Source organism: Myxococcales bacterium (genome assembly GCA_016699535.1).
Lineage (GTDB): Bacteria > Myxococcota_A > Polyangia > Polyangiales.
Genome location: CP064980.1, coordinates 1,472,664 through 1,499,440 on the forward strand (window position 1 = coordinate 1,472,664; position 26,777 = coordinate 1,499,440).

Below are 26,777 nucleotides of genomic sequence, written 5' to 3' on the forward strand. Positions count from 1 at the left end.
AGCAAATTATGAGATACCTTCTAAGGTTCGGGTATTTTTTCAGTTCGCAAGCTACGAACAATACCCCAACACATCAAAACGATAATGACACAAAACGGCAGTGCTGAAGTAATCGTTGCTGTCCGTAACGCTTGGAGGCCACACGCATAAGGATTCCAAAGGTAGTTTTTGAGTTCGGGAACAGTGTTGGCATCCACAAATTCCTTAATTTTCATGTGGCCACTGCAAGATGGGCACGCGCTCGCATCTATCTAGAACACAGTTGCCAGGAATTTGGCCCAGGGGTTTCTGCAGGGTCATCGCCCCACAAGTGGAGCTGCGCTCCGGGCTCTTCGTCCAGCGGACCTGGCACGACTTGACCGTGCTCTTTGGCATGAGCGGCCATCATCCGAGGCCCCAAACGACGCCCCGCCACCAAAAAGTCATCGTTACCTTTAACTTTTTTCGAGGCGTACCAGCCCATGCCAAGCATGGCCGCCATGTAGAACAAGACAATAGCAATAACGATAAACGACGGGCTCAGAACACCCTTCAAGAATGCAGACTGCATACTCAATTATGCGCTCGATTTCTACTGGCATAATTATTCACGAGACATGCCATGGATGTCTATTCGTCATCATAAAAATGCCAGAGTTGGCATGTTCGGCCCTCCGCGTTCCATCGCATTTTTACACCCACATCGGCTTCTGAGAGGTGCTCATGCATGCGAAAAAGTGGGTGACCACTAGCTGCGCATCGCGGAGTACAGCAAAGCGTAAGCCACACAAAGTTGAAATCGATATTCACTATCTTACCGTTTTGTTCACTGGGCTTCAAAATGAGGCCTCCGCACCGCCACAATGCTAGACTCAATCAATAACAGCCCTTCTAGACTCATAGTGATTGCAATGAAAACTTCGCTACTTCGTTTAGTCATTGGTATTAGCTTTTTGACTATCAGCATAAACTGCGGCCGAATCGGCTTCGATGCTGTGGCGCAAGACGCCGGAGTTGACAGCTCGGGTTCCGATAGCAATAGCCCTGCAAGTTGCTCTGACAACCTAAAAAATGCCGCGGAAACCGATATCGACTGCGGTGGTGGAAGCTGTGCAGCTTGCAATGTTGATCAGCAATGCGTTCTAAACAGTGACTGTCTAACTCAAGTATGCAGTGCAAACCGTTGTGTAGCAGTTAGCGCAACCTGTTCTGATGGGGTGCTCAATCAAGACGAGAGTGATGTCGACTGTGGTGGAAGCTGTGGACCCAACTGCAGCGATGGACAGGACTGCTCTCAAGCAACGGATTGCGTATCACTTGTGTGCTCGGGGCAGGCGTGCCAGGCGGCAACCTGTTCTGATGGGGTGCTCAATCAAGACGAGAGTGATGTCGACTGTGGTGGAAGCTGTGGACCCAATTGCAGCGATGGACAGGACTGCTCTCAAGCAACGGATTGCGTATCACTCGTGTGCTCGGGGCAGGCGTGCCAGGCGGCAACCTGTTCTGATGGGGTGCTCAATCAAGACGAGAGTGATGTCGACTGTGGTGGAAGCTGTGGACCCAATTGCGTATTTGGTAGTGGTTGTCTTTCAAACGGCGATTGCATTTCTAACGTCTGTACGATCAACATCTGCCAAGCCTTAACCTTTTACTTGGATTCTGATGGCGATGGTTATGGTGACCTCAGTAATCCAACTCAAGCCGACACCCTGCCGGCAGGCTATGCCAACAATAGTAGCGATTGCAATGATGGCGACAACGGTATCCATCCAGGCGCAGCAGAACTGTGCGATGGAAGTGATAACGATTGCAATGTCGGCACCCTTGACGGCTCGGATCAATGTGCTGCAAATGAAAGCTGCGATGGCAGCAACTGTATTGCCCTTGCCGCAGATTGGGTGCGTGGCCTCAATGTCGATAACCAAGATATTCCAGCCGATGTTACTGAGCTTGCCGATGGAACTCTTGTTACGATTGGAACACTCGACTCGACGGAACCCTATCTTGCTCTTTGGGCACTTAATAGTGCCGGTAATGAGATGTGGAAAATGCAGTATGATACTGCGTTAACCGATCAGGGGAAAAGCATTTCTCCTGATAGTACTGGTGGATTCGCAGTGGCCGGACAGTCGCTTGTTGTTAGCGGATCGGACATGGACATTTATGTGGCCAAAGTCGATAACTCCCGTAATACCTTGTGGGCCAATTACTACGGGAGTGTTGCCTATGAAACCGAGCCGGAAGTCTTTCAAATGTCCACGGGTAATATTATTATAGCTTTTAGGACCACTTCATATGGTGCAGGCGTGTCATGGGATTCGATTGTTGCCGCACTTGATAGCTCAGGCAATGTGCTATGGACAGTACAAATAGGAACTCCTGGTCGAGAAACAATTTACGGATTGACTGAGATCAGTACGGGCGACGTGATCATTGTTGGTTCTACAGACGGAGTAGGCGCAGGAGGACTTGATATTTTGCTTGCCTCGCTGAATCCAACTGGAGCGGTTAACTGGATCGAACTGATCGGAGATACGAGTTCTGATGTAGGTTATAATATTGATGCCCTGCCAGGGGGTGGATTTATCATTGGAGGAATGGTCACATTTGGGGCAAGCCGCTATTTTGTTGCCAGTGTTGATAGTTCCGGGGCATTCACTTGGTCCAAGCACTACACGACAGCTATTATTAACGATATTGTTATTCGTGACGATGGCAATATCAGCACTTTTGGCTATACGACGAGTGCTGCCCACGTCCTTACCGTTGACTCCGCGGGCACTCCCTTGTGGTATCGGCGTTTGTCACAGGGTTTTGCCAACTCGATTTTGGGAGCGTTGACAGACACCCAAGATGGCGCGTTGGTCGCAAGCCTTTGGGGTACAGGTCGAGACTTTACACTATGGAAGCAAATTGATTCGGGCGCTACTGTATGCGGGACATCGACCACTACAATAACCGAAACCGTAATTTCACCAACGCCCGTTGACGCTTCTGCTCTTGTAAGTATTTCAAGTCCATTGCTCGAGACCAATCCTACCACCGGTTTAGTAAACACTTCCCTTGGAACCTACTCAGCAACCTGCAACTAGTGCACTAATCGCAAACCAACGATTATGGATTGACTCGCGGCAAAGACACACCCGTTATGGCATGTTAGCAGAATCGGACCAACAACGTTGGTCCCGACTCAACATGTCTAAATAGAGTGAGTGATGGCGATGCATAAGGATTCCAAAGGTAGTTTTTGAGTTCGGGAGCTGCAAGGCGTTTTTACTACGATAGCAACTAGTCGCTACATCCACAGGTAATGGGCTTCAATCTCGCACGCAGATTGAGAGGATACCGTTAGCGGCCGACCCACTCTGAATCCCGTTTGCTTCAACGCTTGTTCTTACGGAAAGCGGCTGAATTTAACCGTCAGACTCTCAAAGCTGCCTTTCATTTCAACAATCTCGTGTAGGGAAAAAGACACCACGATGTTGTAAGCCTCACATCAATTAGTCCTCCTTTTCACTTTGACTATAGTGTTTTTTTCTGTCACAGTTGTAATTATGATAAAAACTACCATCTCCATTCTGACGTTTCTTTTGATGGCAACTCTCCTTTCAGCATGCGGTCGTATCGGTTTCGACGCTGTAGACACTCAAAGTCTTCAAGTTGATTCCGATAACGATTCCGTCTTGGACAGTGCAGAGCTTGCGGAAGACACCGATGGAGACGGTATCCTGAACTTCTTGGACAATGATGACGATGGCGACCGAATCTTAACCGCTATCGAAATCATTCAAGAGCAGGATAATGCTGATGGTGATGAAGATGGTAGACCTGCTTATCTTGACACTGATTCTGACGGCGATGGTTTGCTTGATATTGACGAAGGTCAAAGTGATCTCGATGCTGACGGAATCCCAAACTATCTCGATGTCGACTCCGATGGTGACCAAATCAGTGATTCCATCGATGCCGATACTTATTGTAGCGATGGAATACGCAATTTTAACGAAAGTGATGTCGATTGCGGTGGTTTGGCATGTCTACCGTGCAGTGAAGGATCCTACTGCCTGTTTCCATTCGATTGCAGTTCTGGGATCTGCACCGGAAATACTTGCACTACATCCAATTGCTCCGATGGCCTAATAAACCAAGATGAGACCGATATCGATTGCGGTGGCTCAACCTGCCCGGCGTGTACGGATGGGGCTACTTGCGACTCGGGTTCCGATTGCAGTTCTGGGACATGCACCGGAAATATTTGCACTACATCAAACTGCTCCGATGGTTTAATGAACCAAGACGAAACAGATGTAGACTGCGGCGGAAGTAGCTGCAGTGCATGCTCCGATGGTCTGAGCTGTACAGTAGCAGGGGACTGCACATCGGGAGTATGCACGGGAAACATCTGTCAAGCAGCAACATGCTCAGATAGCACTTGGAACCAAGACGAGACGGATGTGGACTGTGGGGGCTCGACGTGTAGCACTTGTGCGGATGGTCTGAGTTGCACCGCTGGTGGCGATTGCGGCTCTGGAGTGTGCACAGGCAACGTCTGCCAAGTGCCAACCTGTACCGATACAGTGCAAAACTTTGATGAAACAGACGTGGACTGCGGCGGATCGACCTGCAGCGCATGCGCCGATGGTCTAAGTTGCGCAGCTGGTAGCGATTGCATTTCAAGTGTATGCACAGGCAACATCTGCCAAGCGGCAACCTGTAGCGATAGCGTCAATAATCAAGACGAAACCGATGTGGACTGCGGCGGAAGCAGCTGCTCAGTGTGCACCGCAGGGCAAGGCTGCTCGGCTGGCAGCGATTGTGATTCAGGGGTTTGCAGCGGAAGCATTTGCCAAGCGCCCACGTGCAGTGACAGCGTGCAAAATTTTGATGAGACGGATATCGATTGTGGCGGAACGATATGCGGCGCTTGCACAACGGGCCAAAGCTGCGGGGTTGGCGGTGACTGTGACTCTTCTGTGTGCACAGGCAACGTGTGTCAAGCAGCGACTTGCTCCGATGGTTTTTGGAACCAGGACGAAACGACGACTGATTGTGGCGGAAGCATTTGCTCGCCCTGTCCTCCGGGAGGTGGCTGCTCGGCTGGAAGCGATTGTGACTCCGGTGTGTGCACGGGCAACGTATGTCAAGCGCCGACTTGCTCCGATAGTGTGCAAAATCAAGATGAGACGGGTGTGGATTGCGGGGGATCTATATGTGGTAGTTGTTCCAGTGGAACTGTTGTCGAAGTTTCGGCGGGAGCTAGCCATGTATGTGCGATCACGAATTCGTCCGCTGTACGATGCTGGGGATATAACGGTAGTGCTCAACTTGGATACGGACATACCAACAACATTGGTGATGATGAACCGGCATCTGCAGCCGGCGATGTCAGTGTTGGTGGCAACGTGATTCAAGTGAGCGCTGGTGGAGTGCACACTTGTGCTCTCCTTGATACTGGTACAGTGCGTTGTTGGGGAGCAAACAGTTTTGGACAACTTGGTTATGGTAATACCACGATTATCGGTGATGATGAACTGCCCTCTAGCGCTGGCGATGTAAATGTAGGCGGCACGGTGACGCAGATTGCTACTGGATACCAACATACCTGCGCATTGCTAAGCACCGGCACGGTGCGGTGCTGGGGGTTGAACGCATGGGGACAACTTGGTTATGGTAATACCACGACTATCGGCGATGATGAATTGCCCTCTAGCGCTGGTGATGTAAATGTGGGCGGCACGGTAACGCAGATTTCTTGTGGTCGCTACCACACCTGCGCTCTCCTTGACACAGGAGCGGTACGTTGTTGGGGAGGAAATAATCATGGACAACTCGGTTATGGGAACACCAATACCATTGGCGACAATGAAACACCGGCTTCAGCTGGCGATGTTTCCGTAGGGGGAACGGTAACGCAAGTCAAGGCTTCGGAGACATTGTCTTGCGCGTTACTCGATATAGGAACGGTGCGGTGCTGGGGCTGGGGATTTACTGGTCAGCTCGGTTATGGCAACACCAATAGCATTGGCGACAATGAAACACCGGCATCAGCAGGCGATGTTTCTGTTGGAGGAACAGTTAGCAGCATCGATGTAGGTTCAGGTCATGTTTGTGCGCTTCTCGATACAGGCACAGTACGTTGCTGGGGGACTTCCGCAGACGCACAACTTGGCTATGGAAACAAGTTGGCCATCGGTGACAATGAACTACCCTCTAGCGCTGGTGATGTCACTATCGGTGGAACGGCAACCCAAGTAGTCGCTGGCTACATATTCAGCTGTGCATTGCTTGATACGGGAGCCTTACGTTGTTGGGGCTATGGAGGATACGGAACACTTGGTTATGGCAACATAAACATGGTTGGCGATAACGAAACGCCAGCATCCGTAGGCGATGTACCTCTTTTCTAAGAAAGCCATTCTTGGTTTCAGGGGTGCCATTGGCGTCGTCCGTTGATCGACGGTGGCGAAGTGACGAAGGTGAAGTAGAGACCGCCCCTAATGTAGGCGGAAAACGCACCCCTGTGACGCATAAGGATTCCAAAGGTAGTTTTTGAGTTCGGGAACAGTGTTGGCATCCACAAATTCCTTAATTTTCATGTGGCCACTGCAAGATGGGCACGCGCTCGCATCTATCTAGAACACAGTTGCCAGGAATTTGGCCCAGGGGTTTCTGCAGGGTCATCGCCCCACAAGTGGAGCTGCGCTCCGGGCTCTTCGTCCAGCAGACCTGGCACGACTTGACCGTGCTCTTTGGCATGAGCGGCCAGCACGCCGTGGTAGCGCAAAAGATGAGACCGCGGCGGCGGCACCAAGGCGCAGAGGCTGGTTGTCAAATCAAGCGGCTCAAACACCACCGCTTCGGTCCCGTCCGCCTATTGTCGCTTGAGTATATAGATGAGCTTGCCATAGCGATAGCGACGCAGGTGTTTGGTGGCCACAGGCGGCCTGGACAAGTAGGGGCACAATCGGGTGCGAGCACGCTTGTCTTGGGCATCGATGCGGCTGTCGGCAAACACGGAAAACCCAGCCACTTCGATACGTGGTGTTGAGGAAATACCCAGCGGTACTGGCGCCATCTCCGCACCCAGTTGCCATCATCGACTGCATATCAAACAAAGTATTCTCGCCGAGAAATCAACTCGACTATTGGCTTCCGAGTGCTAAGGTAACTTATGTGATTGATTTGCAAAAAACACTTGTTCGATTGACTCTGCTGATAGGCTTGTGTCTCAGTGTTTCGTGTGACGGACAAATCCCTAGACTGGGTCCGAGCTCGCCGGATGTTTCGTTGCCAGATGCTGACCCATTACCAACCGATGCCTCCATTGACGATCAAGACACGAACTATCCCATTATTGTGTATGATATCCGTCATTTTGCCAACAAGGGGCAAACCCCCTCTCTGGCTCTTGAGTATTTCGATCGCATGCTCACGCTTCAAACTCTGCAAGGCATCGTCAACCGCAATGTGCCGCGCTTGTATTTTGTTTACGTTCAGTTGCGTCGCGACGAAGGCACCATCAATGTGGATGAAAACTGGTTTTCTGAGCTTTGTGACCCGAGCTCAACTTTCGAATGCAGGTCTGATTTTCAGGAACTTGATGGACGAGCCATTCTACGCTTTAAAGAAACCGACCAAAGCTCCGATGCAAGCTTGTCGATCGACGATCTGATTGCGAACTATTTTCTTGATGATCTTCAAGGCCTTGTCGTTTGGGATTCGCGCGTTCATGCGACCTCCCTGGCCGCTGCCAGCATCGCCGGCGCAACTTCTTCGCTTGCCGTTCGTTATTCGATGGACCCTAGCTCTTTGTATCAAAAGCTTGGGCACGCGCTTGCGTTGCCTGTCACCGAAGATTTATACGCCTTGGATTTTACACAACCCGGTATTCCGAACTACCCGGCTTTGGGCGACTTTGGACCTAAAAGCAACGTTTACCGCTGGCTAACCGAAACTTATATCAACACGGCCAAACTTGATACACGACACGTGGCATGGTCGCTGGATTCTTTTTCAACAACCGTCACAAATGAGTCATGGCTCAACAACATGACCAGCCACATCAACTACTACGTCTCCAATAGAGCCATCATCGTTGATTTAGCCGTTCTGCAAGATTATACGCCCTGTGACGATCCTCTGGCTTCAATCAATTCGGATTGGCACACGGCCAATCATGTTCTACAGGCTGCCAATCGAATCACAAGTGGACTTAAGTATGCTTATGGCTTTCCGCCTTGGCCTTACAAATACAGCAGTTGGAGAAACTGTGGTCTGTCCACAGATAACCTTCCTCCCCCTTATGTCAGCGAACATCGGTTCGTCAATTTACTATCTAGCTATGGTTACACCAACGTCCTTGAAGCTGCCGAAAGTGGCGCTTCGGGTGACTCCATCGGCCAAATGCCTAACATGAGCTTCTTTTCCCATCTGAAAAACGATCAACACCACTACAATCTCAATGCTCAAGCGGTTGCGCCCGCACAAGGAAGTAATGCAATCAATGGGGTGGTCTATCTCTTGGTCGCCATGGCCGACTATGAATCGGCGGGCCCCGCACATATTGCGCTGCAGGATTCAAAGATTTTGAAGCAAAGCACAAGCCCAAGTTTCCCAGTGGCTTGGCTGATTAACCCCAACACTTTTGACCTTGCACCACAGCAATTGACGTTCATTTTAAGAACCAAAACCCAACACGACTATTTTGTTGGCGAAGCTGGTTACGGCTACTTTGATGCCAATCTTTTTTCAGAAAAGATAGCCATGGCACAGCTGGCTTCTCGAGCCTACGACCGTTACGGCTTAAGCATTACTGGTTTCACTATTTTCACACATAACATAGACCAAAAGGCCCTCCTGAGCCCCGAAGCACTTGACATGATGTCAGCTTTTAGCGGTGATGGCCTAGGCACCAGCCCCTCGGACGGCGATGGCGGAGATATCCGGATACAAAACCGTGTACCAATGATCAATGTCCGAGCCTATTTTCATCCCGAGGATGATCCTGTCGTGGCTGTCCAACAGTTCCTCGCGCAACACACGTACCATGCGGGTGCGCCTAACTTTTGGATCGCACGATCGATCTTCATGGGTCGAGCTACAGTCCAAACCTATATCGACGAACTGAAAAGGCAAACGCCCGGTCGTGACTACCGGATTGTCGATCCCTACACTTTCTTTTATTTGCTTCGGCAATACCTGGGTTCCAACAACAACTATCGAGCCAGCTACCTGCAAGACACCTTTCCAAAAACGGTTAAGCCCAATCAGCTCGTGGCATTTAGTGTAACCATTCGGAACGATGGCTGGGATACTTGGCAAGCTAGTGGCGTCAATCCTTATGGCATAGGAGCTACCATCGACGGACAAAGCCCCTATCCCATCGCACAGCTACTGTCCCAAGACGTCGCTCCGTCCCAAAGCATCACCGTTGACTTGCAAATTCAAGCACCCTCAAGCCCCGGAATGCACGAATTGAAGATCGATCTCAAAAAAGAAAACATCACCTGGTTCGAAAGCCAGCTTGATATACCCAGGTATATTCCCTTCACGGTCGAGTAATCCTCATGAACAGTCCCTGCGCAGCCAAAATCACATAGGTAAGAAAAGCGTAAAGTTAGATAGTTAAGTGTTTTCATGGGGGCATGGAGGAGCCATGCGGGTCACTTAAGGCCCCAGGTGGCGAAAAGTGGCGGTTTCTCGGGTATTTGGAAGACTTGGATTTAAGCGCGCGTGGACAGCTACTTTTCTTCTTTCGAGTGGGTAAGATGAAGAGTTCGGTTTGTTTCTGCAGGGCAATGAGTTTTTTCGGAATACTTCCCGGAGTGACGATGGCACAAAACATCCACTCAAGGGCAATCATACGCATGACAATCACAAAGCTGATGCGCAAAGGCGAGCAGCGTCGTTTTTGCGCGACGCTTAGTATCCGGTAACGAATCAAGTTCTGAGCAAGCAGCAGGCCCCAAAGCTCTTGTATGACACCCTCTAAACGCAGCTGCCGTGACAAGATGGGTTTTCACCGAACTGAGCATGACCATCGGGCACAAGGGATAGCCGCTCGGGCCATAATCCCCAGCACTCGCTGTGCCAAAGGCTTTGTCGTTCGTCGCGCTTTCGTCGCAATGAAATAACGAACCATCCATCGTATAGACCTTCAGTCCATGAAAGTCCTTATGCTCCGCTTGCTTATCCCAGTGCAATGCGCTCGGTTTCGCAAAGCCACTGCAGTGGCTCGACTCCCACGGGCTGCCGTGCCTGGGTGATGCTGCTTTTGGCGACTTCCTTGTCCGAAGGCAGCGACAAATCTAACTCGCGCACCACTTCGCTGGTGGGGCGGTCGCGAACCAACGCCATCCCGATGAGCACCCAAATCACCTGCTCCATCGGTAAACGCAGACGTCGAACCGTGGCACTGCCTGTTTGCTCCAAAGCCTGCCCTATCCATTCATACGGCAACTGCTTGGCACGCTTATCGGCTCGCAGCACATGCCCGTACATCCCGTATAAGGTCTCGATGCTGGTCTCGCTTGGCATACCCCCTTCATCCGATCACGCCGTTTTGATCCCAGCACGCTTTTTTCGCAATTTCACACCCTCGGAGCTCTTATCCGATCGGCAGTGGGTTTCGAGGCCCCACTTTGGTAGGCTGTGTTTGACTGAAGTGGCATAAATTGGGGCAAAAAATTGCCACAATTGTCATCTTTTGGCTTTTTTGTTGTCTAATTTGGCATGACTGCTTAGGGTGCCGGGCATATGATTCGAGTGCTTTTTTTCGTGCTTAGTTGCGCGCTTCTTGGTTGCGGCGCGCGTTCTTGTCCTTCGAAGTCGCCTCGTTCGGTAAAGCAGGCGTTGCAGTTGCATCAAAGCATGCATGCCTATTTGTCATCGCTCAGGGCTGAAGCACGCGTGGAGCAATACGATCGTCATGGTCGCATCAAAGGGACGGTGATGATGTTTGTTATGCGGCCTGATCGTGTACGCTTTGATATGCTTACGCAGTTTGGTCCGGCAGCTATTCTGACCAGCAAAGGTCCGAGTTTTCAGTTCAGTGATTTTAAGGCCAAAAAGTTTAGCTCTGGCTTAACGTGTCCGGGCAACATTGCACGGCTGATTGGGATGAATCTAAGTGCTGAAGAGCTTGGCAAACTGCTTTTTGCTGAAGTGCCTGAGATGCCTGCAGCGCGCACGAGTATGATGTGCACTTCCGAAGGCTACTATCGTTTGATGCGTTATTCAAAAGATGGCCGTCGCCAAGAAATCGACTTTGATGTGCGCGGAGCCGATCGCGATAAAAGTATTGAAGAGCAGCGTCTAAGGCTTGTGCGCATTGAGCTTTATGACTCACAAAACAGGCGGCAGTGGAAAGTACTCTACGATGAGTACAAGGTGCTTTCTCTGCCCGGCCATGCCATGGGGATTGCGATGCCACATCGCGTTGAGTTTTTTGATGGTTACCGAGGGAGCGAGGTGCTTTTGAAGTTCAAAAAAATCGACCTCAACGTTTCGATAGAATCTACAATCTTTGATCAAGAGGCCCGGCCCGGTATGACACTCGAGGAAAACCTGTGCGAATGAAGAAGTTTATCAAAAGATGAGCGAATAGCGCCAAAATGCTATAACGTTCGAAGCTATGGATAGTCCTCTTTTAGACATACAGAACCTTGCGGTTGATTTTCGTACCGACGAAGGGGTGCTGCGTGCCGTCGATGGCGTCTCTTTTCGCGTCAATAAAGGGAGCGTTGTTGGCGTGGTCGGCGAGAGCGGGTGCGGTAAAAGTGTAACCTCGCTGGCCATTATGAGACTTATTCCTGAGCCGCCTGGCAAGATTGCTCGTGGCGAGATTCGTTTCGATGAGCAGCCACTGTTGGCTCTTTCGAATAAAGCGATGCGACGTTTGCGCGGCAACCGTATGGCAATGATTTTTCAGGAGCCGATGACGTCTCTTAATCCTGTCTACACGGTAGGGCAGCAGATTGTTGAAGGCATCCGGGTGCATCAGCGCATGACTCGAAAAGATGCATATAAGAAAGCTGTGCGACTGCTTGGTTTAGTCGGTATTCCGTCGCCATCGGAGCGCGTTCACAGTTATCCACACGAACTCTCTGGCGGGATGCGCCAACGTGTGATGATCGCGATGGCGCTTAGCTGCGATCCTGAGCTTTTGATTGCCGATGAACCCACGACGGCGCTTGATGTGACTATTCAAGCGCAGATTTTGGAACTGCTCAAAAAGCTACAAGCGGAGCGGGGCATGAGCATTTTACTTGTGACTCATGATCTCGGCGTGGTCTCTGAGTTTGCCGATGAAATTGTGGTCATGTACGCCGGCAAAGTTGTAGAACATGCTCTTAGTCGTGATTTGTTTAAGAACCCGTCGCATCCTTATACACAAGGCCTTTTGCGAAGCGTGCCGGGCTACAAAGACAATACCAAAGCGAAACGATTGCCTACGATTGCAGGTGTCGTTCCAGATCTTCGCGATTTGCCCAAGGGCTGTCGTTTTCAGGATCGCTGCTCGCGTGTGATCGATCGCTGCCGCGAGAAAGAGCCCGATTTATTGTCCATTGAAGAGCATCATGAAGTGGCATGCTTTGTTGCGCAGGCGGAGCAGATTTCATGACTGAAGCCTTGGTTCACGTTGATCATCTGAGTAAGAAATTTAAAGTACGGAGTGGCTTTCTCGGAAGAAAGCCGGTCTATCTTCAGGCTGTCGATAGCGTTAGCTTGGACGTTTTTCCGAAGGAGACCGTTGGGCTTGTGGGCGAGTCAGGCTGCGGGAAAAGCACTTTTGGACGTTTGCTTCTAAGGCTGCTCGAGCCCACGGCGGGGCGCATCTTTTTTGAAGGCAAGGAACTTACCGAACTTAGCACTAAGGCCATGAGACCACTGCGCAAGCGCATGCAAATCGTGTTTCAAGATCCTTACAGCTCGCTCAATCCGCGGATGTCGATTGGCTCTGCGCTAAGCGAAGCCATGCATGTGCATCACTTGGTTGAGTCACGTAAAGATGCAAAAGATCGCGTTCAGAAACTGCTCGAACGTGTCGGCCTTCGAAAAGAACATGCGAATCGCTATCCACATGAGTTTTCCGGTGGTCAGAGGCAGCGCATAGGGATTGCAAGAGCGCTTGCTGTCGAGCCTTCGTTTATTGTGTGCGATGAGCCGGTGAGTGCGCTTGATGTTTCCATTCAAGCTCAGGTGGTTAACTTACTCAAAGACTTGCAGGAAGAATTTGAGCTGAGCTATTTATTTATTGCTCACGATCTAAAAGTAGTTGAATTCATGTCAGAGCGCGTGGCGGTGATGTACTTGGGCAAAATCGTTGAGCTCACCTCCTCGCAACGGCTCTACGAAGAAGCAGCGCACCCTTATACGAAAGCCCTGCTGAGTGCGGTTCCAGTGCCCGATCCAGACCGAAAACAGACCCGGTTGATATTGAAGGGCGATGTGCCGAGTCCGATTACACCGCCGAGTGGCTGTCATTTTCATCCACGTTGTCCCATCGCGCAAAAGGGTTTGTGTGATGTGCAAGCACCTGAGCTTCGCGAGCTTCAAGCAGGACATCAAGTGGCTTGTCATCTTGCAGAAGGTTAGTTGGCGATGGCGCAGCGAGTGTTACGCGTGCTGTTTATCGGTAACAGCTACACATTTTATCACGAGATGCCAAAGTTAGTGCAATCACTTGCTCAAGGCCAAATCCCGATGGAGTGCGAGTATTCAGCGCGTGGTGGCGTGGACTTACGTTTGCATTGGCGCAAGATGAAGAGTCGAAAAAGAGTTGAAGAGGGCGATTGGAATCACGTTGTTGTGCAGGAGCGTAGCAGCGACCCTTTGCATTCGGGATTGAAGTTTTATTGGTATGGTTTGCGCTTTGTGCGGGCAGCGCATCGCATTGGAGCAAAACCTCTCCTTTTTCAAACTTGGCCACGCAAAGCCGGTCACGAGCTGTATCAATCGGCATGGTCTGGTGAAAATCCTGAACGGATGCTCGAAAAGATAAGTAGTGCCTATCAAAAACTTGCCGCGATGTCTGATGCAAGCGTTATCCCGGTTGGCGAGAAATGGTGGAAGGTCTTGCAGCATTTTCCTGGTATTGAGCTTTACGATGAAGATGGTCATCACGCCTCATTGGCTGGCGCCTATCTTACGGCCTGCACCTTTGCTCAAGCCTTCGGCGTCGACCTCAAGCAGACAGACTTTGTACCAAAAGATCTAAACCCAGAGTTAGCCCGCTGTCTTCGTGATTCAGTGTAGACATATACTTCCTAACCCCACACCCCCGCGAGCAGCGCGAGCCCGCAGGGGAGGGGAGCCGACGCGCGAAGCGCGCTCGGGAGGGGATTGTCGTAAATCCCCTCTTTGGAGCGCTGCTACGCAGCGGTCCAACCAGTTAAAGCTAAAAACTTAACCAGTTCCAAAATTACCTACCCAATCACCCCGCGAGCAGCGCGAGCCCGCAGGGGAGGGAGCCGACGCGCGAAGCGCGCTCGGGAGGGGATTGTTGTGAATCCCCTCTTTGGAGCGCTGCTGCGCAGCGGTACAAACAGTCAAAGCTAAAGAGCCCACCAACTTAAAAAATGTTTATCGAACACCTGGCTTGCAAAGCAACGAGCCAAATAGCAAATCACCAAAAGCACTTGCAAATCTGTGGCTCTAATCGAATACTGGCGAGCATGCAGCAACAGCTGGATGAAGTAGAACGAAAACGGCTTTTTGAGTCCTACGGGCGTGAACATCGCGCTGGAGAGAGCATTTTTCACGAAGGTGATGCAAGTGACCTTTGCTATTTGCTTCAAGAAGGTCGCGTTCGCCTCGCCAAACAAATCCGTGGGATTGAGCGCGGGATGTCGGTTTTACGGCCGGGTGAGTTGTTTGGTGAAGATGCGCTCGTTTCAAAAGGTGTACGGGCAAATAGCGCGATTGCGCTCAGTGACGTCACCACCCTTGCTTTCGATCGAGAAACCTTTGGCATGTTGCTTTCCAATAACCCGGACGTTGGATTTAGGCTGCTTGAGCAATTGGTGCATCGCTTGCGGGACGCAGAGGAACGTCTCGAAAACAGCATGCTTCGTGACCATCCTTCACGCGTGATCAATACATTACTCAAGCTCGCTGGCGCTTCAAAGTCTAAAGCAAGCCCTTTGACTTTGGATCTTTCACCCTTGGAACTGTCCGGTAGAGCGGGGCTCGATGTCGATGCTGTTAAAGCAGTAGTATTGCAACTGCGAGAAGGCGGCTACATTAAAATTCAACAAGAACAGTTGGTCATCATGGACGTTGATGCACTGAAGCGTCTTTATGAATTGCTAGGCGTCAAAGAAGAGGTGCGTGGCGATCGCGAATAGAGAATTTGTTTAGAGCTGTATTTTTATTTCTTTCGACTCTAAACTGTCTTTAAGTGGCAAGGTTAGCGTTCCATTGGACTCAACGCTAAAGCTTTTGCCGTTTTTCTTGTCGAGGATTTTACCATTGATTTGAACGGTTTTCGGAGAGCCCTGCAGGCCATGAATCTGTAAGATTAATTGCCGTGTCTTTGGCTGAAACTCGCCCTCAATTTTTTCGATTTTAATGTCAATGTGCTCTTTGTCGCGATGTTGCGAAAAACGTCTTAGCAAATAATCGCCAGCTTTATAGGCCATACTTAAAGCGTCATCTTCATAATACTCCTTGGAAGAATCGTTAGCAGGAAAGATATCAACGCGAAGCGCTTTGTCGGCAAGCGCATCACTGAATTGCACTTGATCTTTTGTAAATATAAAAGCGCCCTCTCGGACAAAAATAGGGATGCTTTTTAGTGTGACTTGAAGTGTATGTGTCTGAGCTCCTTCGTAGGTAGTGGTGCTTTGCAGATCGAACCACGTGCCTTCTGGAAGGTAGACTTCACGGGTATTTACGCCTGGCCAAAGTACCGGTGCAAGCAAGAGTGAATCTCCAAACATACTAAGTTCACTGTTGCGCCAGCTTTGTTCATCGAGCGGAAACTCCATAAACAACGGACGAAGTGCTGGGATGCCTGTCTGCGATGCCAGTCTCATTTCGTTGTAAATGTGAGGTAAAAATCGGTAACGCATCTCGATAGCAGCACGGTTTAGCGCTTCGTGGTCTTTGCCGTAAGACCAGGGTTCTTGATCGGGCGTGCCAAAGGTCGTGTGCGCTCTAAAAAAGGGGCTAAATACGGCCGATTGAAGCCAGCGTGTGAAAAGCTCGGAGGTAGGCGCCCCCATAAATCCACCAACATCGCTGCCGACAAAAGCGAAGCCTGAAAGCCCTAGTCCCATATGCATGGGGATGCTTTGCCTTAGTGCGTTCCAACTGCTTTGATTATCCCCCGGCCACACCGCTGCATAGCGTTGTCCACCAGCAAAACTGGCGCGACTAAGGACAAGGGGTCGCATTTCCGGTCGAAGTTGTTTGAGACCGCTATGGGTGGCTTGTGTCATGAGCATGCCGTAGACATTGTGAATCTCGCGGTGGTCCGTGGGTCGTCCGTCGTTCTTATGTTGGACATCGAGCGCAAAGGTGCCCGTGGCTGTATTGAACACAGCAGGCTCGTTCATGTCGTTCCAAATGCCGGCAATGCCGATGTCGAGCAAAGGTTTGTAGAGACTTCCCCACCAATCACGCGTTTTACTGGAGCTAAAATCCGGAAAGACGCTATCTGCCGGACTGTTCTCCGCCATCGAGGGCCAAACGGGGGCCTCGTAAATGCTTCCATCTTTGTTGGTTACAAAATGCCCGCCTGCGATCCCTTGATCGTAAACGTGATAGCCGACTTCTTTTTTGGGATGCGCATCAATGATGCTCACCACGCGAAAATTTTGCTTTCTTAGATCCGCAATGAGTTTTGCTGGATCGGGAAAACGTTTTGTATCCCAAGTGAAGGGTTTATAATCCTGGAGATAGTGGATATCAAGCCACAAGGTATCGGCCGGTATGTTTCGCTTTCGAAAATTATCCGCAATTGCGCGCAGCTTTGCCTCGGGATAATAACTGTACCGGCATTGATGAAAACCGAGCGCCCACATCGGCGGCAGCTGCATGCGTCCCGTAAGCTCAGTGTATCGTTCGGTGACTTTCTTAGGTTCCGGGCCCTGGATAAAATAGTAGTCGAGTTCGCCTCCGCCAATACTCATCGAGAGCAAATCGGGTTGTTCCTTGCCGATGTCAAAATGAGTGCGATAGGTGTTATCAAGAAAAATGCCGTGGCTGCGGCCTTCGCGCATCACCATAAAAAAAGGGACAGAGATGTAGAGCGGATCGGTTGAACCATCGTAACCCGGTGTGTCTGAGTTCCACATGGTGTAGCTTGCTCCACCAAGCTGCATGCCACGTTTATCGAGTGGACCCGATTTTTCGCCGAAACCATAAATATGTTCATCGGGAAGCAGGCGTTTCCAGACTTTGCTTTGGTGTCCTACATGGAAGACTCCTCGCGAAGGATCGTCTGTATCAAGAGAGCGGCCTTTGTGATCAAAAAACTCAACGCGAAAGGGTTCGTGATGAACGATGACGCGTAAAGCCGAGCTTTGTATTTCGGTCGAGCTGCTGCCGGTTGTTACGCGTGGAGATACCGGTGCATTTTTTTGGTCGACAACTGCGAAAGAGCGCAAATGCTCTTTTTCACCATTGGGCAAATAGCGTACGCGCACCACGTTCTCGTTTACAAAAGCAACGCGTGCTACGCCACGGTCGTTTTGGAACACAACAGTGTTACCCTGTTGCTTGGGCCTTTGCATATTCCCGATGGCCCACATTTGCTGTGTCGTAAATTCACTTGTTCCGGAGCCTGAGCGCGAACAAGCCATCCCAAAAACGAGAACCAAAGCAACGCTACGAATCATGCCAGGAGCATAGTCAAAAGAGAGCGAAGTGAGAAGGTAAATTAACAACCGCAGCTAGCGCGGAACAACTGCGCTAAAGCTTTGGCCGATGCGGGGGCTTTCGATCCAGTGGTAAGCCTCGGTGCCGGCTTGAGCGTCATCGAGATCGAGACTGTAAAGACCCATTTTAAGACGTACGTACTGGTCATCGGGACACATGGTGGCGACATTGATTGACTGATCGCCGTTGATCATTGTTTGTTTTATGCCGTCGTACCAGATTTCTACCATACCCTCGTTTTCGTTTTTACTGAAATGCACATGAATCACAAACTCATGCCATGCCCCTTTGTAATCTTCGATCAAAGGACCTTGCCAAATGCGATTGCCGGAATCGTAAGCATTATCGAGTTCGGTACGTAGGGTAAGATGGTCGTCTTTGACAGTTAGACCCACGACTGGCCCGCCGCAGCTTGAATCGCCTTTGAATTGAAGAATGTTTCCGGAGTTTGAACTGCTGGCCCGAAAATAAGTTCCTTGGCTGACAAAGCTACGAAAACCAAAATACAGATCATTGTAGCCGCGCTCGCTTCCATCAAAGGATCCAGTCGTTGCAGTTCCTGCGATCTTGTTTCCGTTTGAGTCTTCGGCGCCGCGGAACTCAGAGCGATATTTTCCGCCATTGTATACGCCTTTTTGAAGTTTTGCTTGATAGACTTGTCCAAACATAGAGCTGGGATCGGATACGAGGCTAAGACCATCTGGAGCACCTTCTTCTTCAGCCTCCCAGACGCTCAGACCGAGGGTGTCTGCATCAGCAAACCAGAGTGGCTCGTCACAGGCTCCACAGTCGCTTTCACAATTGCCGCAGGTCTCGGCGTCATCGCACACACCATCGTTACAAGTGGATGGCTGCATCATCACTTGGCAAACTCCGCAGTCCTCTTCGCAGTTGTTGCAGGTTTCTATGCCGCCGCAAATGGTGTCACCACAACGTGCAGGGCTATCTTGATTAATGGTTTCGGTTTTCCCTCCCAGAGAGCCAGTCGTGTTGATAACGTCATGATCGCCTGGAGAAGGTTCAACCAACTGGCCTGTGCAGCTTGCAATACTCCAAATGACCGTCAGGCTAACTGCATAAGGGTGTCGCACGATCCATTGATTTGCAATTATTGTGCCCACGAATGCTGACTGAAATTACGTCTCAATATCGTCATACTACGTCGAAAATGGAGCAGACCATGTTCCTTTAAAACGCTTTGATACCAAGCTACAAAGGAGCATTTGCTTAGACGACATTTCGGTCTGTAGTGCGCGCGCTGCATCAGCGCGCGCTCGACGTTGGCTAAAACACACCACGCGGGCAGTAGTAGGAAATGCTTACGCTCTGGACAGTGCCGTCTTTGATTTGATCGCAGGCAGGGCCGTGGAAAGTGACAGTGGTTGTCTCGGCATCGTAAGTCCAGCCGTCGGAGGCATTTTCTGCTACTTCATCGTATGAGTCATCAAAATAGACGTAGAGCTGACTGTTTGCACCAGGTATATTGTCTTTTAATGTGAAGGTGCAGGTGAGGGCAGCTGATGCGGCAATCTCGCCAAGCGCTTGCTCGAGGGCGTTGGCGCTGTTTGCTTCATAAGCATCGCCAGTGCCTCCGTTTGCTGCGATAGAATCCAGAGTATTCATGTCGAGAGAATTGACATCGCCACTGAAACCAACCGTAAAGGTACGTATCGAGGGATCGCTTGCTAGGAGCGTGGTGGCGACCGTAGGGCCACTGTTGCCGCAGTTATCGACGCCGTCTGTAATCACTAGCAATGCGTGCTCACGCCCATCTTGTATCCAAGAGCTATCGTTTCCAAGAGAATCCATGGTGGTGCCGAGGCTGGTTTCGTCCACACCACTTTGGCACAAGTAATCGATATCCTTGCTATCCAAGAAGGTCACGATGTCACTGTTGGAATCAGCAACGTCAACCGCAATTTGTCCCGCACTGCAGGCTTGTCCATTAACGCACGAAGAGAAAGGTGCGAGCCCAAAACGGATATCTGCTCCGAAGTTTGTGACAATCTGATTGACAGTGCCTTTGGCAATGTCCCATTTTGTTTGCCCTCCGATGGTTTCGTCCATCGAGCCGCTTCGATCAAGCACGATGATCACATTGGGTGGCAAGCGTTCCGGAGCAAATTCGTTGTTGCAGTCTTCACCAGGAATGCAGGTTCCAAATTGGTCGCTGGTTTTGTCGGTGACGCAGTTTTGACCACTGCGGCAGTTATCCTCAAAAGCAGCTCCGGTAGAGTCGACGCAACTCTCCATGAGCATGCATTCCATCGAAGCAACGCCACACTTTAAATCCACAGCGCAGCTTCCTTCTTCGCAATGATCGCCGATTTGTCCGCCCTCCGGTGCATTGTTTGGGTCAACACCGCAATGCCATAAAAAGGTGGCGCAAGTGAAGAATATCAGATGAAATTTCATGGAACAGCTCCTAAGGAAGTTGAAATAGGTCATCGTATCCAAGTATGACATGAATGACCCGCGCGCGCCGCTTCAATTATGCTACCGAAAAACGAAAGCAATATAAGGACTTTGGAAGTTCGTAGCTAAAAAACCGGATCGGGTCCGGGCCCGCAGCCTTCGTCGATTGTGCCGTCGCAGTCATTGTCCAAGCCATCACAGACTTCGTTGCTAGGGATAGTGCAACTAATGCAACCCTCATCAATCTGGTTGTTGCAATTGTTATCGACGCCATCACACACTTCACTGAAGGCTTGGCAATGCGCGGTGCAGCCTTCATCGATCTCGGAGTCGCAGTCATCATCAACGCTGTTGCATATTTCTGCGGTAGGCATGCAGCATTCCGATGCCGATGAGCCATGGACATCTTCACAGCTCAAGTTGGGACTTGTCGAACATCCTTCATCAACATAACCGTCGCAGTCGTTGTCTATATTATCGCAGCTTTCTTCGTTTAGGGTACATGCGCATGCCATAAGCACTTCGACACGGGCCGTGGCGTCGGTCATTACTGCACTCTCAAGAGTCTCACAGGCGGTTCCATTCAAGGTTAAATCACTTCCACTCAGGGTGTAGCCATTACTTGCATCTTGGGAAAAAGATTGAGTAGCGGTACTATCGCCAGCGAGCTGTACGGTAACTAAGTCCGGGTTTCCAGGCTCTGCTCCTGCGAGCGTCAACTCGCAGCTTGCCGTTCGTGCAACAATCGAAGCAACAGCTGACACGATGGAGTTGACGTCGCTAATTGAAAACCAGTCGCTCTTGCTGAGACTATTCCAAGGAATGCAACCTGTGGGTCGATAACGTGTATTGTTGGGCGTTCGGTTTACAATGCTTTGGCTTCCGGTGCCGTCGTTGCAAATGCATCCATCTCCCGAAGCATTGTATCCATTGTTTGTATCGCAGAGCTGATAAGGTCCAAAATGACCTGGATCCCCTGCGTTCGCCATAAGCTGCATCATGTCCACGTTGACATTGTCAAACCCGAGGACATAGACAGGTACAAAGTTTTCTTTGATGGCATCGGGATCGGTGTCCGTTCGAGCAAGCGCCAAGGCTGCTGAAATCGTAGCACGCATGGTATTGTTGAGGGGCCCTGTGTTGTTCGTGCCGGAGTCTGGGCAGGCCGTGGGCACACCGTCGGTAACAAGCAGCACAGCTTTGGCACGTCGGGCGCTGTCGGGATCCGTGTTCGCGTTGCCGTTGAGCTCGTACAATGCTCCGTTGAGCACGCCTTGGAGTGCTGCTGGTGTGGGAGTTGATCCGCTGGGATTAAGGTTTGCGGCGGATTCGAAACATGTGGCGTAGCTCCCGGCACAACTTGGGTTTAGAGTTGAAAAGTTTGTTGGCGTGCTTAGTTGCATGGTTGTCGTAGGAAAGGCGCTACAGTTGTTGCTCCCGGCGAAATGACTGGCGGCGAGATTGTAGTTTCCGTTGCTGAGTTGCTCAGCCAATCCCCCACCACTTGAAGCAACCGGCGCCAACGCGGTCTCCCATGTATCTTCTCGGCTGCCATCCATGGATCCGGACTCATCGATGACAAAAACCAGATTGGGAGCAATCACGTTGGTATCGCTGCTGGCGCTTTGACATGCTTCTGCCGGGTTAATCACTTGGCAATATTCAATCTCTTGGCCTGGATTGTAGGTGTCTGGGCAATTGTCGCAACCACTGCCGATGTTGTCATTGTCCGGATCGAGATGGTTTGCATCGCCGGCACTTCCGGAAATCAGCGGGCAACGATCTTCGCCATCGGACATACCGTCACCGTCGGCGTCCTCGAACACAACACCATTGCATGCATCCGATGGGTCGTAGTAGGTGAGACAGCTATCGCAAGCATCGCCTATGCCATCTCCGTCTGAATCGCTTTGGCTTGGGTTGCTTAGCTCCGGACAATTGTCAAAATCATCCGATTTTCCGTCGCCATCGCTATCGTCATTGGGATGGTTTGCGCTTTGACACACATCGCCTACGCCGTTGTGATTTGCATCGACTTGATCTGTGTTTGCGATGTAGCGACAATTATCACACAGGTCTCCAATCGAGTCTTGGTCGGTATCCAGCTGATCGATGTTCGGGGTAAGAACACAGTTGTCGAGGTAGTTGAGGACACCGTCTTCATCATCATCGGCGGTAGCAAAAAGTGTACCTGTGCAAGCATCGCCTAGACCGTTTTGATCCGCGTCGCTTTGATCGTAGTTGGCAACGGTGAAACAGTTATCACATGCGTTACCGATGGTATCGCCATCGGTGTCTAACTGATTGGCGTTGGCGACAGTTAGGCAATTGTCTTCGCTGTCCAGTACCCCATCGCTGTCGCTATCTTCGCTGCTGCTGTTTGCATCGTTGGTATCCAATCCAAGCGTATCGTCATTTTGCCCGCCGTCCGGATCGTTTAGCCCCGTGCTATCAACACTGCAGGCCGATGCTAGCAGCATGCAACACACGATCAAGACTCCGTTGAAGCACATGATTCCAGCGGCACGCAGCATGGCGAACTCTCCTGGGCTGATAGCCCGTCTACCTTTTTGCTAACTATGACACGAAAAAAGTTAAACGCTGGCGTACCATAGAGAAAAAAGGGTAGCCCAAAACGAATTGGCGTTGTGGGTGGGCCCGAAAGCTACACGGTGGTAGCAAAGGTGAGGTGTGTACACACCTCACCTTTGTGCCATGCGATTCGCTACTTACTCGCAGTAAAGTGAGCTAATCCCGAGCTCTCCAAGATAGCGAACGGAGCCAGGGCTGCCGACGCGTTGCACTTCGATGTACGTCAGTCCTTCATAATTGACTCGTGTGAGTGCATCGTCAGGATCCCAGGTGCCATCGGTGCCAGCTAGACCGGTTGCTGGATTCCAAGAAAGCACAAGCTTGTTGCCATCTACCGTGATGGCGGAGCCGTTATCGGTGCTATCAAGGGTGTTTCTTTCCGTATCGATGTCGGTATCCGGTGATATGATACTGAAATAGTCGCTTACATATCCTTGTGCATCGCTTTCGCTAACAAGTTCGATGTCGGAGGTGAAGGTCAGAGTGATCTTAGCCGAAGCAGCGTCTGGCAAGGAGGCTCCACTAATATCTGGGAGCACACAACCGTCTGCATCGTTGCTATCCAGTTCCACCGGGTTATCAGCCTGTGGTGATACAACAATGGTCACCGCAAGTGTGCTTCCAGAAGTCGCGCTATAGTAATTTGCACTGCGATAACCAGCAACGCCGAACACATCAATAACGTAGGTTACGCCGTAGACTAGACGGCCCGCTTCAAACGAAATTTCACCCTCGGCAAAGCTGTCTGAAATAACCTCTTGTTGCAAATCAAGATCGTTACCCCACACTTGACCGCTCACGCTGCTTGCGCCGAGCTCAACCTCGGATGCGCCAGAAGGTCGAAGTCGGATTGTTCCGCTGAGCTTTTTGTCTGTATCGTCACTGGCACGAATCGAGACATCCAGCGCAGGTGCTTCAATGGACGTCGGAAACAAATAACTCTCAAAGAATAAGGTTTGATGTGTTTTGGTTTGAGCAATATCTTGCGCACCATAGAGCGAATGCGGAACACCGACCATGCTATTGCGGGATTCAAAAGCCCGGTACCCATCAGCGACGATGCTAACGACATAATCATCAAATGCACTCAGGCCTTTAACGCGAAAGCGACCAGTATCCGTGTCGACCGAACCTTTTAGCGTCCGATCTCCCACAATCACTTCAAGCGTGTAATCACTTAACGTTGTGCCGTTTGATCCATCATAGATTTGACCGACGAGCGTTACGCTATGCTCAGCGCTCAGTTGATCGTCGTCACATGCACTGAGCGCGACTGCCATCCCGATCAAGGCGAAGCTACTCATTAATTTCATTCTAACCATAGGAAACCTCCCTCCAACAAAAGCCGGTGCTTCTGGTGGGAATTCAAGTTGTTTTTCTCCTCAGCCGGTTGCGGTCGAAGCTTACGAAGAATAGAAAAAAGAGTCGATGAGCTGAGGGCCAATATGACAGAAGTGGCAAAAAAATGAGGTGAAAACGGCCATGAATGGCAAAAAATGGCCTAAAAACATGACATGTCTGTCTTGTTGAACCTTGAGCGTTTCGATCGTAAGATGTGCCGCTATGCGTCGTAGACCTACATTGTGCATGCTAACCCTGGCTTTGCTTTTTATGCTCTTAAGTGCTTGCGGAGGCAGACAGGGACAAAGTGATGCCGAGCGATCCGTGACCGAAATGCATTTGGCTGCCGGTATGCGTCAAGAAAGCAATATCCCAGGTGCGCTTCAGCACTATCAAACAGCCTTGGAGCTTGATTCGGAAAATGCCGAAGCTCATTTGCAACTTGGCCATTTGTATTTAACTGAAGTTGACTACCGTGATTTGAGCAAAGCAGAAGTGCATCTTAAAGAAGCTTTGAGACTCAGAGACGAACTTGAATCCGTGCGGCGTGGCTTAGCACCTGAAGCACAGACGATGCTTGGTGCGCTCTATATTAATGAAAAGCGCTTTGCCGATGCCGAGAAAGTGCTTCAAGAGGCGATTGCTGACGTGAACAACATGCAACCTCATTTTGCATGGGGTAACCTCGGATGGGCCCACTTTGAGCAAAAAGATTATCAGAAAGCTGAACAGGCTTTAGGGCGAGCTGTGCAACTGCAACCTCGTTTTTGTGTGGGCCATTACCGCCTCGGGCAAATCTATGTCGCGATGAAGAACTACGAGCGTGCTGAAGAAGTCCTTACAGGAGCGATTGAAAACGATGCGCGTTGTAAGAGTTTTTTCCAGGACGCCTGGCGGTTGCGTGGAGAGATTCGAGCGGAGCTTGGCCATCGCGAAGATGCCATTTCCGACTTTGAACGCTGTGTAGAGATTGCGAAGAGTACCACAACCGGCAAAAGCTGCCGTCGTTATCTGGAGGCTTCACGATGACCATTCGTAGCGAAATTCAGATGCTTGGAGTAGGCGGTTATTTGCGTGAGCGCCGTGAACGGAATCGCATGTCGCTGTCCGAAGTTTCAAGTGCAACGCGTATTCCTGAGCGTGCGCTGCGTGAAATTGAAGAGGACCGTTTTGATGCTTTGCCAGGCTCTGTGTTTGTTCGGGGCTATTTGCGAAGCTACGCACGTCTGCTAGGAGAAGACGATGCGATTATTGTTCGGGGCTACACCTTGACGAACGATGAGCCAATGGAAGCGGAGTCGACGAGCATTTCATCGGTGCCTGCACCGGCAGCCAGCAAACGACGTTTTGCTTTGATTATTTCTCTTGTGATTTTAGCTATCTTGTTTGCGCTTACCGCTTCGATTGTTACGAGGCCACGTCATCGCGAGCATAAAATTGAACTTTCTTTCAATACGGGTTCATCATTTATAAATGCAGGGTCTAAAGCGCAGCAGAGCATTTGTCCTTCGATCGGTTGATCAAGGTGAATCCAATCGAGTGATTTCACTCTTTTGCGAGGATGGTGGGCGTATTAGCGCGATTGCAAAAGGTGCTAAGCGCAGCAATCGTCGCCAACTTAAAACGCTGCAAGCTTTTACCCTGATGAGTGTGACGCTTCGAAGTGGACGGAATGATCTTTTAACCATCGAAGAAGTCAGTCCTATTTGCCTTTATCGGCAGGTACTATCTGATTTAAGACGTATGGATGTAGCGGCTTACGTCCTTTCCTTGCTGCGGGATACCTTGCCAGTAGCTCATCCAGAGCCGCGTTTGTTTGCGGACTTGGTGCGCTTTTTTGAGCTGCTTGATGGGGAAGAAAACAAGAGTGAAGAAATGCTTCTTGTTTTTATGCGGCATATTTTGGCTGTGTTGGGGCATGCTCCGTGTTTCGATCAATGCGGGCATTGCGGCCGAAGGCCAAAGCTTTCGCAGTCGGTTCGTTTTGATCCTTTGCTAGGATCGCTGGTGTGTAGTCATTGTGGCCATGGCAAGTTCAAGCTCAATCCACGCTCACGAGCTCTTCTAAGTTCCGAATGGTCCTTGCATACTGAGGATCAGAGTGCTTGGATACACAGCCAAGAAGAGTTGGCTGTTGCGCAAGAGACACTCACGGCCTTTGCGCAAGCCCAGTTAGGTCGAGCCATGCCAGCGCGCTTTATGCAAGGAGAGTTAGGTGTCTAAAAAAGAAATCACGGCGATTGAACTTAGGGCCCCGAAAGGAAGTTCTGAGCTGCAGATCGATTGGGCCGATGGTCATACTGGCATCTATCCGCATGAGGTTCTGCGCGGGTATTGTCCATGCGCGGATTGCCAAGGCCATGAAGGACCGATTTCCTATGTTGAAGGCGGCAATCTCGAACTTGTCGATATTCAAGAAGTTGGAAACTACGCGCTTCGCCTTGTTTGGGGAGACAAGCATGGCACAGGTCTTTATAGTTTTAACTTCCTTAGACAACTTTGCACTTGTCCGGAGTGCGGCAAATATCCATTGCGTGAGCGGGTCTTTCCGCGCTAACTCTTTCGTT

Annotated in this window: 23 protein-coding genes; 12 read left to right on the top strand and 11 right to left on the bottom strand. The window is 50.5% G+C overall.

Features of this window, described 5'->3' with window-relative positions; all coding sequences use genetic code 11:
* Nucleotides 1–20: 20 nt before the first annotated feature.
* Nucleotides 21–215 (bottom strand): BCCT family transporter, encoded by a 195-nt coding sequence (locus tag IPJ88_07035; GenBank protein ID QQR91471.1) that lies wholly within the window; start codon nucleotides 213–215, stop codon nucleotides 21–23.
* A 32-nt stretch (nucleotides 216–247) separates the two neighbouring features.
* Entirely contained in the window at nucleotides 248–550 is a 303-nt protein-coding gene (locus tag IPJ88_07040; protein QQR91472.1) for a hypothetical protein, read from the bottom strand.
* Nucleotides 551–890: 340 nt separating this feature from the next.
* On the opposite strand from IPJ88_07040, the gene IPJ88_07045 reads away from it, so the two are divergent.
* Both IPJ88_07045 and IPJ88_07050 read left to right on the top strand, forming a co-directional pair.
* A complete protein-coding gene (locus IPJ88_07045) occupies nucleotides 891–3,071 on the top strand; it encodes a hypothetical protein (GenBank protein ID QQR91473.1) in 2,181 nt (726 codons plus the stop codon).
* Nucleotides 3,072–3,533: 462 nt separating this feature from the next.
* Nucleotides 3,534–6,386 (top strand): hypothetical protein, encoded by a 2,853-nt coding sequence (locus tag IPJ88_07050; protein QQR91474.1) that lies wholly within the window; start codon nucleotides 3,534–3,536, stop codon nucleotides 6,384–6,386.
* 221 nt (nucleotides 6,387–6,607) lie between these two features.
* On the opposite strand, the gene IPJ88_07055 is transcribed toward IPJ88_07050, so the two are convergent.
* Both IPJ88_07055 and IPJ88_07060 read right to left on the bottom strand, forming a co-directional pair.
* Complete coding sequence (locus IPJ88_07055) at nucleotides 6,608–6,832, bottom strand: transposase (protein ID QQR91475.1); 225 nt, start codon at nucleotides 6,830–6,832, stop codon at nucleotides 6,608–6,610.
* An 18-nt stretch (nucleotides 6,833–6,850) separates the two neighbouring features.
* The gene (locus IPJ88_07060; GenBank protein ID QQR91476.1) at nucleotides 6,851–7,054 is read right to left on the bottom strand and encodes a transposase; all 204 of its coding nucleotides are present in this window, start codon (nucleotides 7,052–7,054) and stop codon (nucleotides 6,851–6,853) included.
* Between the two features lie 98 nt (nucleotides 7,055–7,152).
* Between IPJ88_07060 and IPJ88_07065 the strand changes: the two genes are divergently transcribed.
* Nucleotides 7,153–9,540 (top strand): hypothetical protein, encoded by a 2,388-nt coding sequence (locus IPJ88_07065; GenBank protein QQR91477.1) that lies wholly within the window; start codon nucleotides 7,153–7,155, stop codon nucleotides 9,538–9,540.
* Nucleotides 9,541–9,613: 73 nt separating this feature from the next.
* On the opposite strand, the gene IPJ88_07070 is transcribed toward IPJ88_07065, so the two are convergent.
* The gene (locus IPJ88_07070; GenBank protein QQR91478.1) at nucleotides 9,614–9,988 is read right to left on the bottom strand and encodes a hypothetical protein; all 375 of its coding nucleotides are present in this window, start codon (nucleotides 9,986–9,988) and stop codon (nucleotides 9,614–9,616) included.
* Nucleotides 9,989–10,167: 179 nt separating this feature from the next.
* A complete protein-coding gene (locus IPJ88_07075) occupies nucleotides 10,168–10,515 on the bottom strand; it encodes a transposase domain-containing protein (protein ID QQR91479.1) in 348 nt (115 codons plus the stop codon).
* A gap of 219 nt (nucleotides 10,516–10,734) precedes the next feature.
* Here IPJ88_07075 and IPJ88_07080 point away from each other — a divergent pair, with 219 nt between their 5' ends.
* The 5 genes from IPJ88_07080 to IPJ88_07100 all read left to right on the top strand — a co-directional run bounded on the left by IPJ88_07080 (nucleotide 10,735) and on the right by IPJ88_07100 (nucleotide 15,326).
* The gene (locus IPJ88_07080; GenBank protein ID QQR91480.1) at nucleotides 10,735–11,556 is read left to right on the top strand and encodes a DUF4292 domain-containing protein; all 822 of its coding nucleotides are present in this window, start codon (nucleotides 10,735–10,737) and stop codon (nucleotides 11,554–11,556) included.
* A 55-nt stretch (nucleotides 11,557–11,611) separates the two neighbouring features.
* Nucleotides 11,612–12,601, top strand: a complete 990-nt coding sequence (locus IPJ88_07085) for an ABC transporter ATP-binding protein (GenBank protein QQR91481.1) — start codon at nucleotides 11,612–11,614, stop codon at nucleotides 12,599–12,601.
* The gene (locus IPJ88_07090) at nucleotides 12,598–13,575 is read left to right on the top strand and encodes an ATP-binding cassette domain-containing protein (GenBank protein QQR91482.1); all 978 of its coding nucleotides are present in this window, start codon (nucleotides 12,598–12,600) and stop codon (nucleotides 13,573–13,575) included. Before IPJ88_07085 ends, IPJ88_07090 begins: the two co-directional genes overlap by 4 nt.
* A gap of 6 nt (nucleotides 13,576–13,581) precedes the next feature.
* On the top strand, nucleotides 13,582–14,235 hold the full coding sequence (locus IPJ88_07095; GenBank protein ID QQR91483.1) for a hypothetical protein: 654 nt from the start codon (nucleotides 13,582–13,584) through the stop codon (nucleotides 14,233–14,235).
* A gap of 419 nt (nucleotides 14,236–14,654) precedes the next feature.
* Nucleotides 14,655–15,326, top strand: a complete 672-nt coding sequence (locus IPJ88_07100) for a Crp/Fnr family transcriptional regulator (GenBank protein QQR91484.1) — start codon at nucleotides 14,655–14,657, stop codon at nucleotides 15,324–15,326.
* A gap of 9 nt (nucleotides 15,327–15,335) precedes the next feature.
* On the opposite strand, the gene IPJ88_07105 is transcribed toward IPJ88_07100, so the two are convergent.
* From IPJ88_07105 to IPJ88_07125, 5 genes are all read right to left on the bottom strand, one after another.
* A complete protein-coding gene (locus IPJ88_07105; protein ID QQR91485.1) occupies nucleotides 15,336–17,822 on the bottom strand; it encodes a glycoside hydrolase family 31 protein in 2,487 nt (828 codons plus the stop codon).
* Nucleotides 17,823–17,876: 54 nt separating this feature from the next.
* On the bottom strand, nucleotides 17,877–18,983 hold the full coding sequence (locus IPJ88_07110) for a heparin lyase I family protein (protein QQR91486.1): 1,107 nt from the start codon (nucleotides 18,981–18,983) through the stop codon (nucleotides 17,877–17,879).
* A 163-nt stretch (nucleotides 18,984–19,146) separates the two neighbouring features.
* A complete protein-coding gene (locus tag IPJ88_07115; protein ID QQR91487.1) occupies nucleotides 19,147–20,277 on the bottom strand; it encodes a VWA domain-containing protein in 1,131 nt (376 codons plus the stop codon).
* 125 nt (nucleotides 20,278–20,402) lie between these two features.
* Nucleotides 20,403–22,811, bottom strand: coding sequence for a thrombospondin type 3 repeat-containing protein (locus IPJ88_07120; GenBank protein QQR91488.1), 2,409 nt, complete (start codon nucleotides 22,809–22,811; stop codon nucleotides 20,403–20,405).
* Between the two features lie 195 nt (nucleotides 22,812–23,006).
* Nucleotides 23,007–24,191 (bottom strand): carboxypeptidase regulatory-like domain-containing protein, encoded by a 1,185-nt coding sequence (locus IPJ88_07125; protein QQR91489.1) that lies wholly within the window; start codon nucleotides 24,189–24,191, stop codon nucleotides 23,007–23,009.
* A 241-nt stretch (nucleotides 24,192–24,432) separates the two neighbouring features.
* Here IPJ88_07125 and IPJ88_07130 point away from each other — a divergent pair, with 241 nt between their 5' ends.
* The 4 genes from IPJ88_07130 to IPJ88_07145 are packed head-to-tail and all read left to right on the top strand — an operon-like array spanning nucleotide 24,433 to nucleotide 26,767.
* Nucleotides 24,433–25,239, top strand: coding sequence for a tetratricopeptide repeat protein (locus tag IPJ88_07130; protein ID QQR91490.1), 807 nt, complete (start codon nucleotides 24,433–24,435; stop codon nucleotides 25,237–25,239).
* On the top strand, nucleotides 25,236–25,730 hold the full coding sequence (locus IPJ88_07135) for a helix-turn-helix domain-containing protein (protein ID QQR91491.1): 495 nt from the start codon (nucleotides 25,236–25,238) through the stop codon (nucleotides 25,728–25,730). Before IPJ88_07130 ends, IPJ88_07135 begins: the two co-directional genes overlap by 4 nt.
* Nucleotides 25,684–26,433 carry a DNA repair protein RecO gene (gene recO / locus IPJ88_07140; GenBank protein QQR91492.1) on the top strand — a complete coding sequence of 250 codons (750 nt, stop codon included), beginning with the start codon at nucleotides 25,684–25,686 and terminating at the stop codon, nucleotides 26,431–26,433. The genes IPJ88_07135 and recO overlap by 47 nt, the downstream gene beginning before the upstream one ends.
* A complete protein-coding gene (locus IPJ88_07145; protein QQR91493.1) occupies nucleotides 26,426–26,767 on the top strand; it encodes a DUF971 domain-containing protein in 342 nt (113 codons plus the stop codon). The genes recO and IPJ88_07145 overlap by 8 nt, the downstream gene beginning before the upstream one ends.
* Nucleotides 26,768–26,777: the final 10 nt, after the last annotated feature.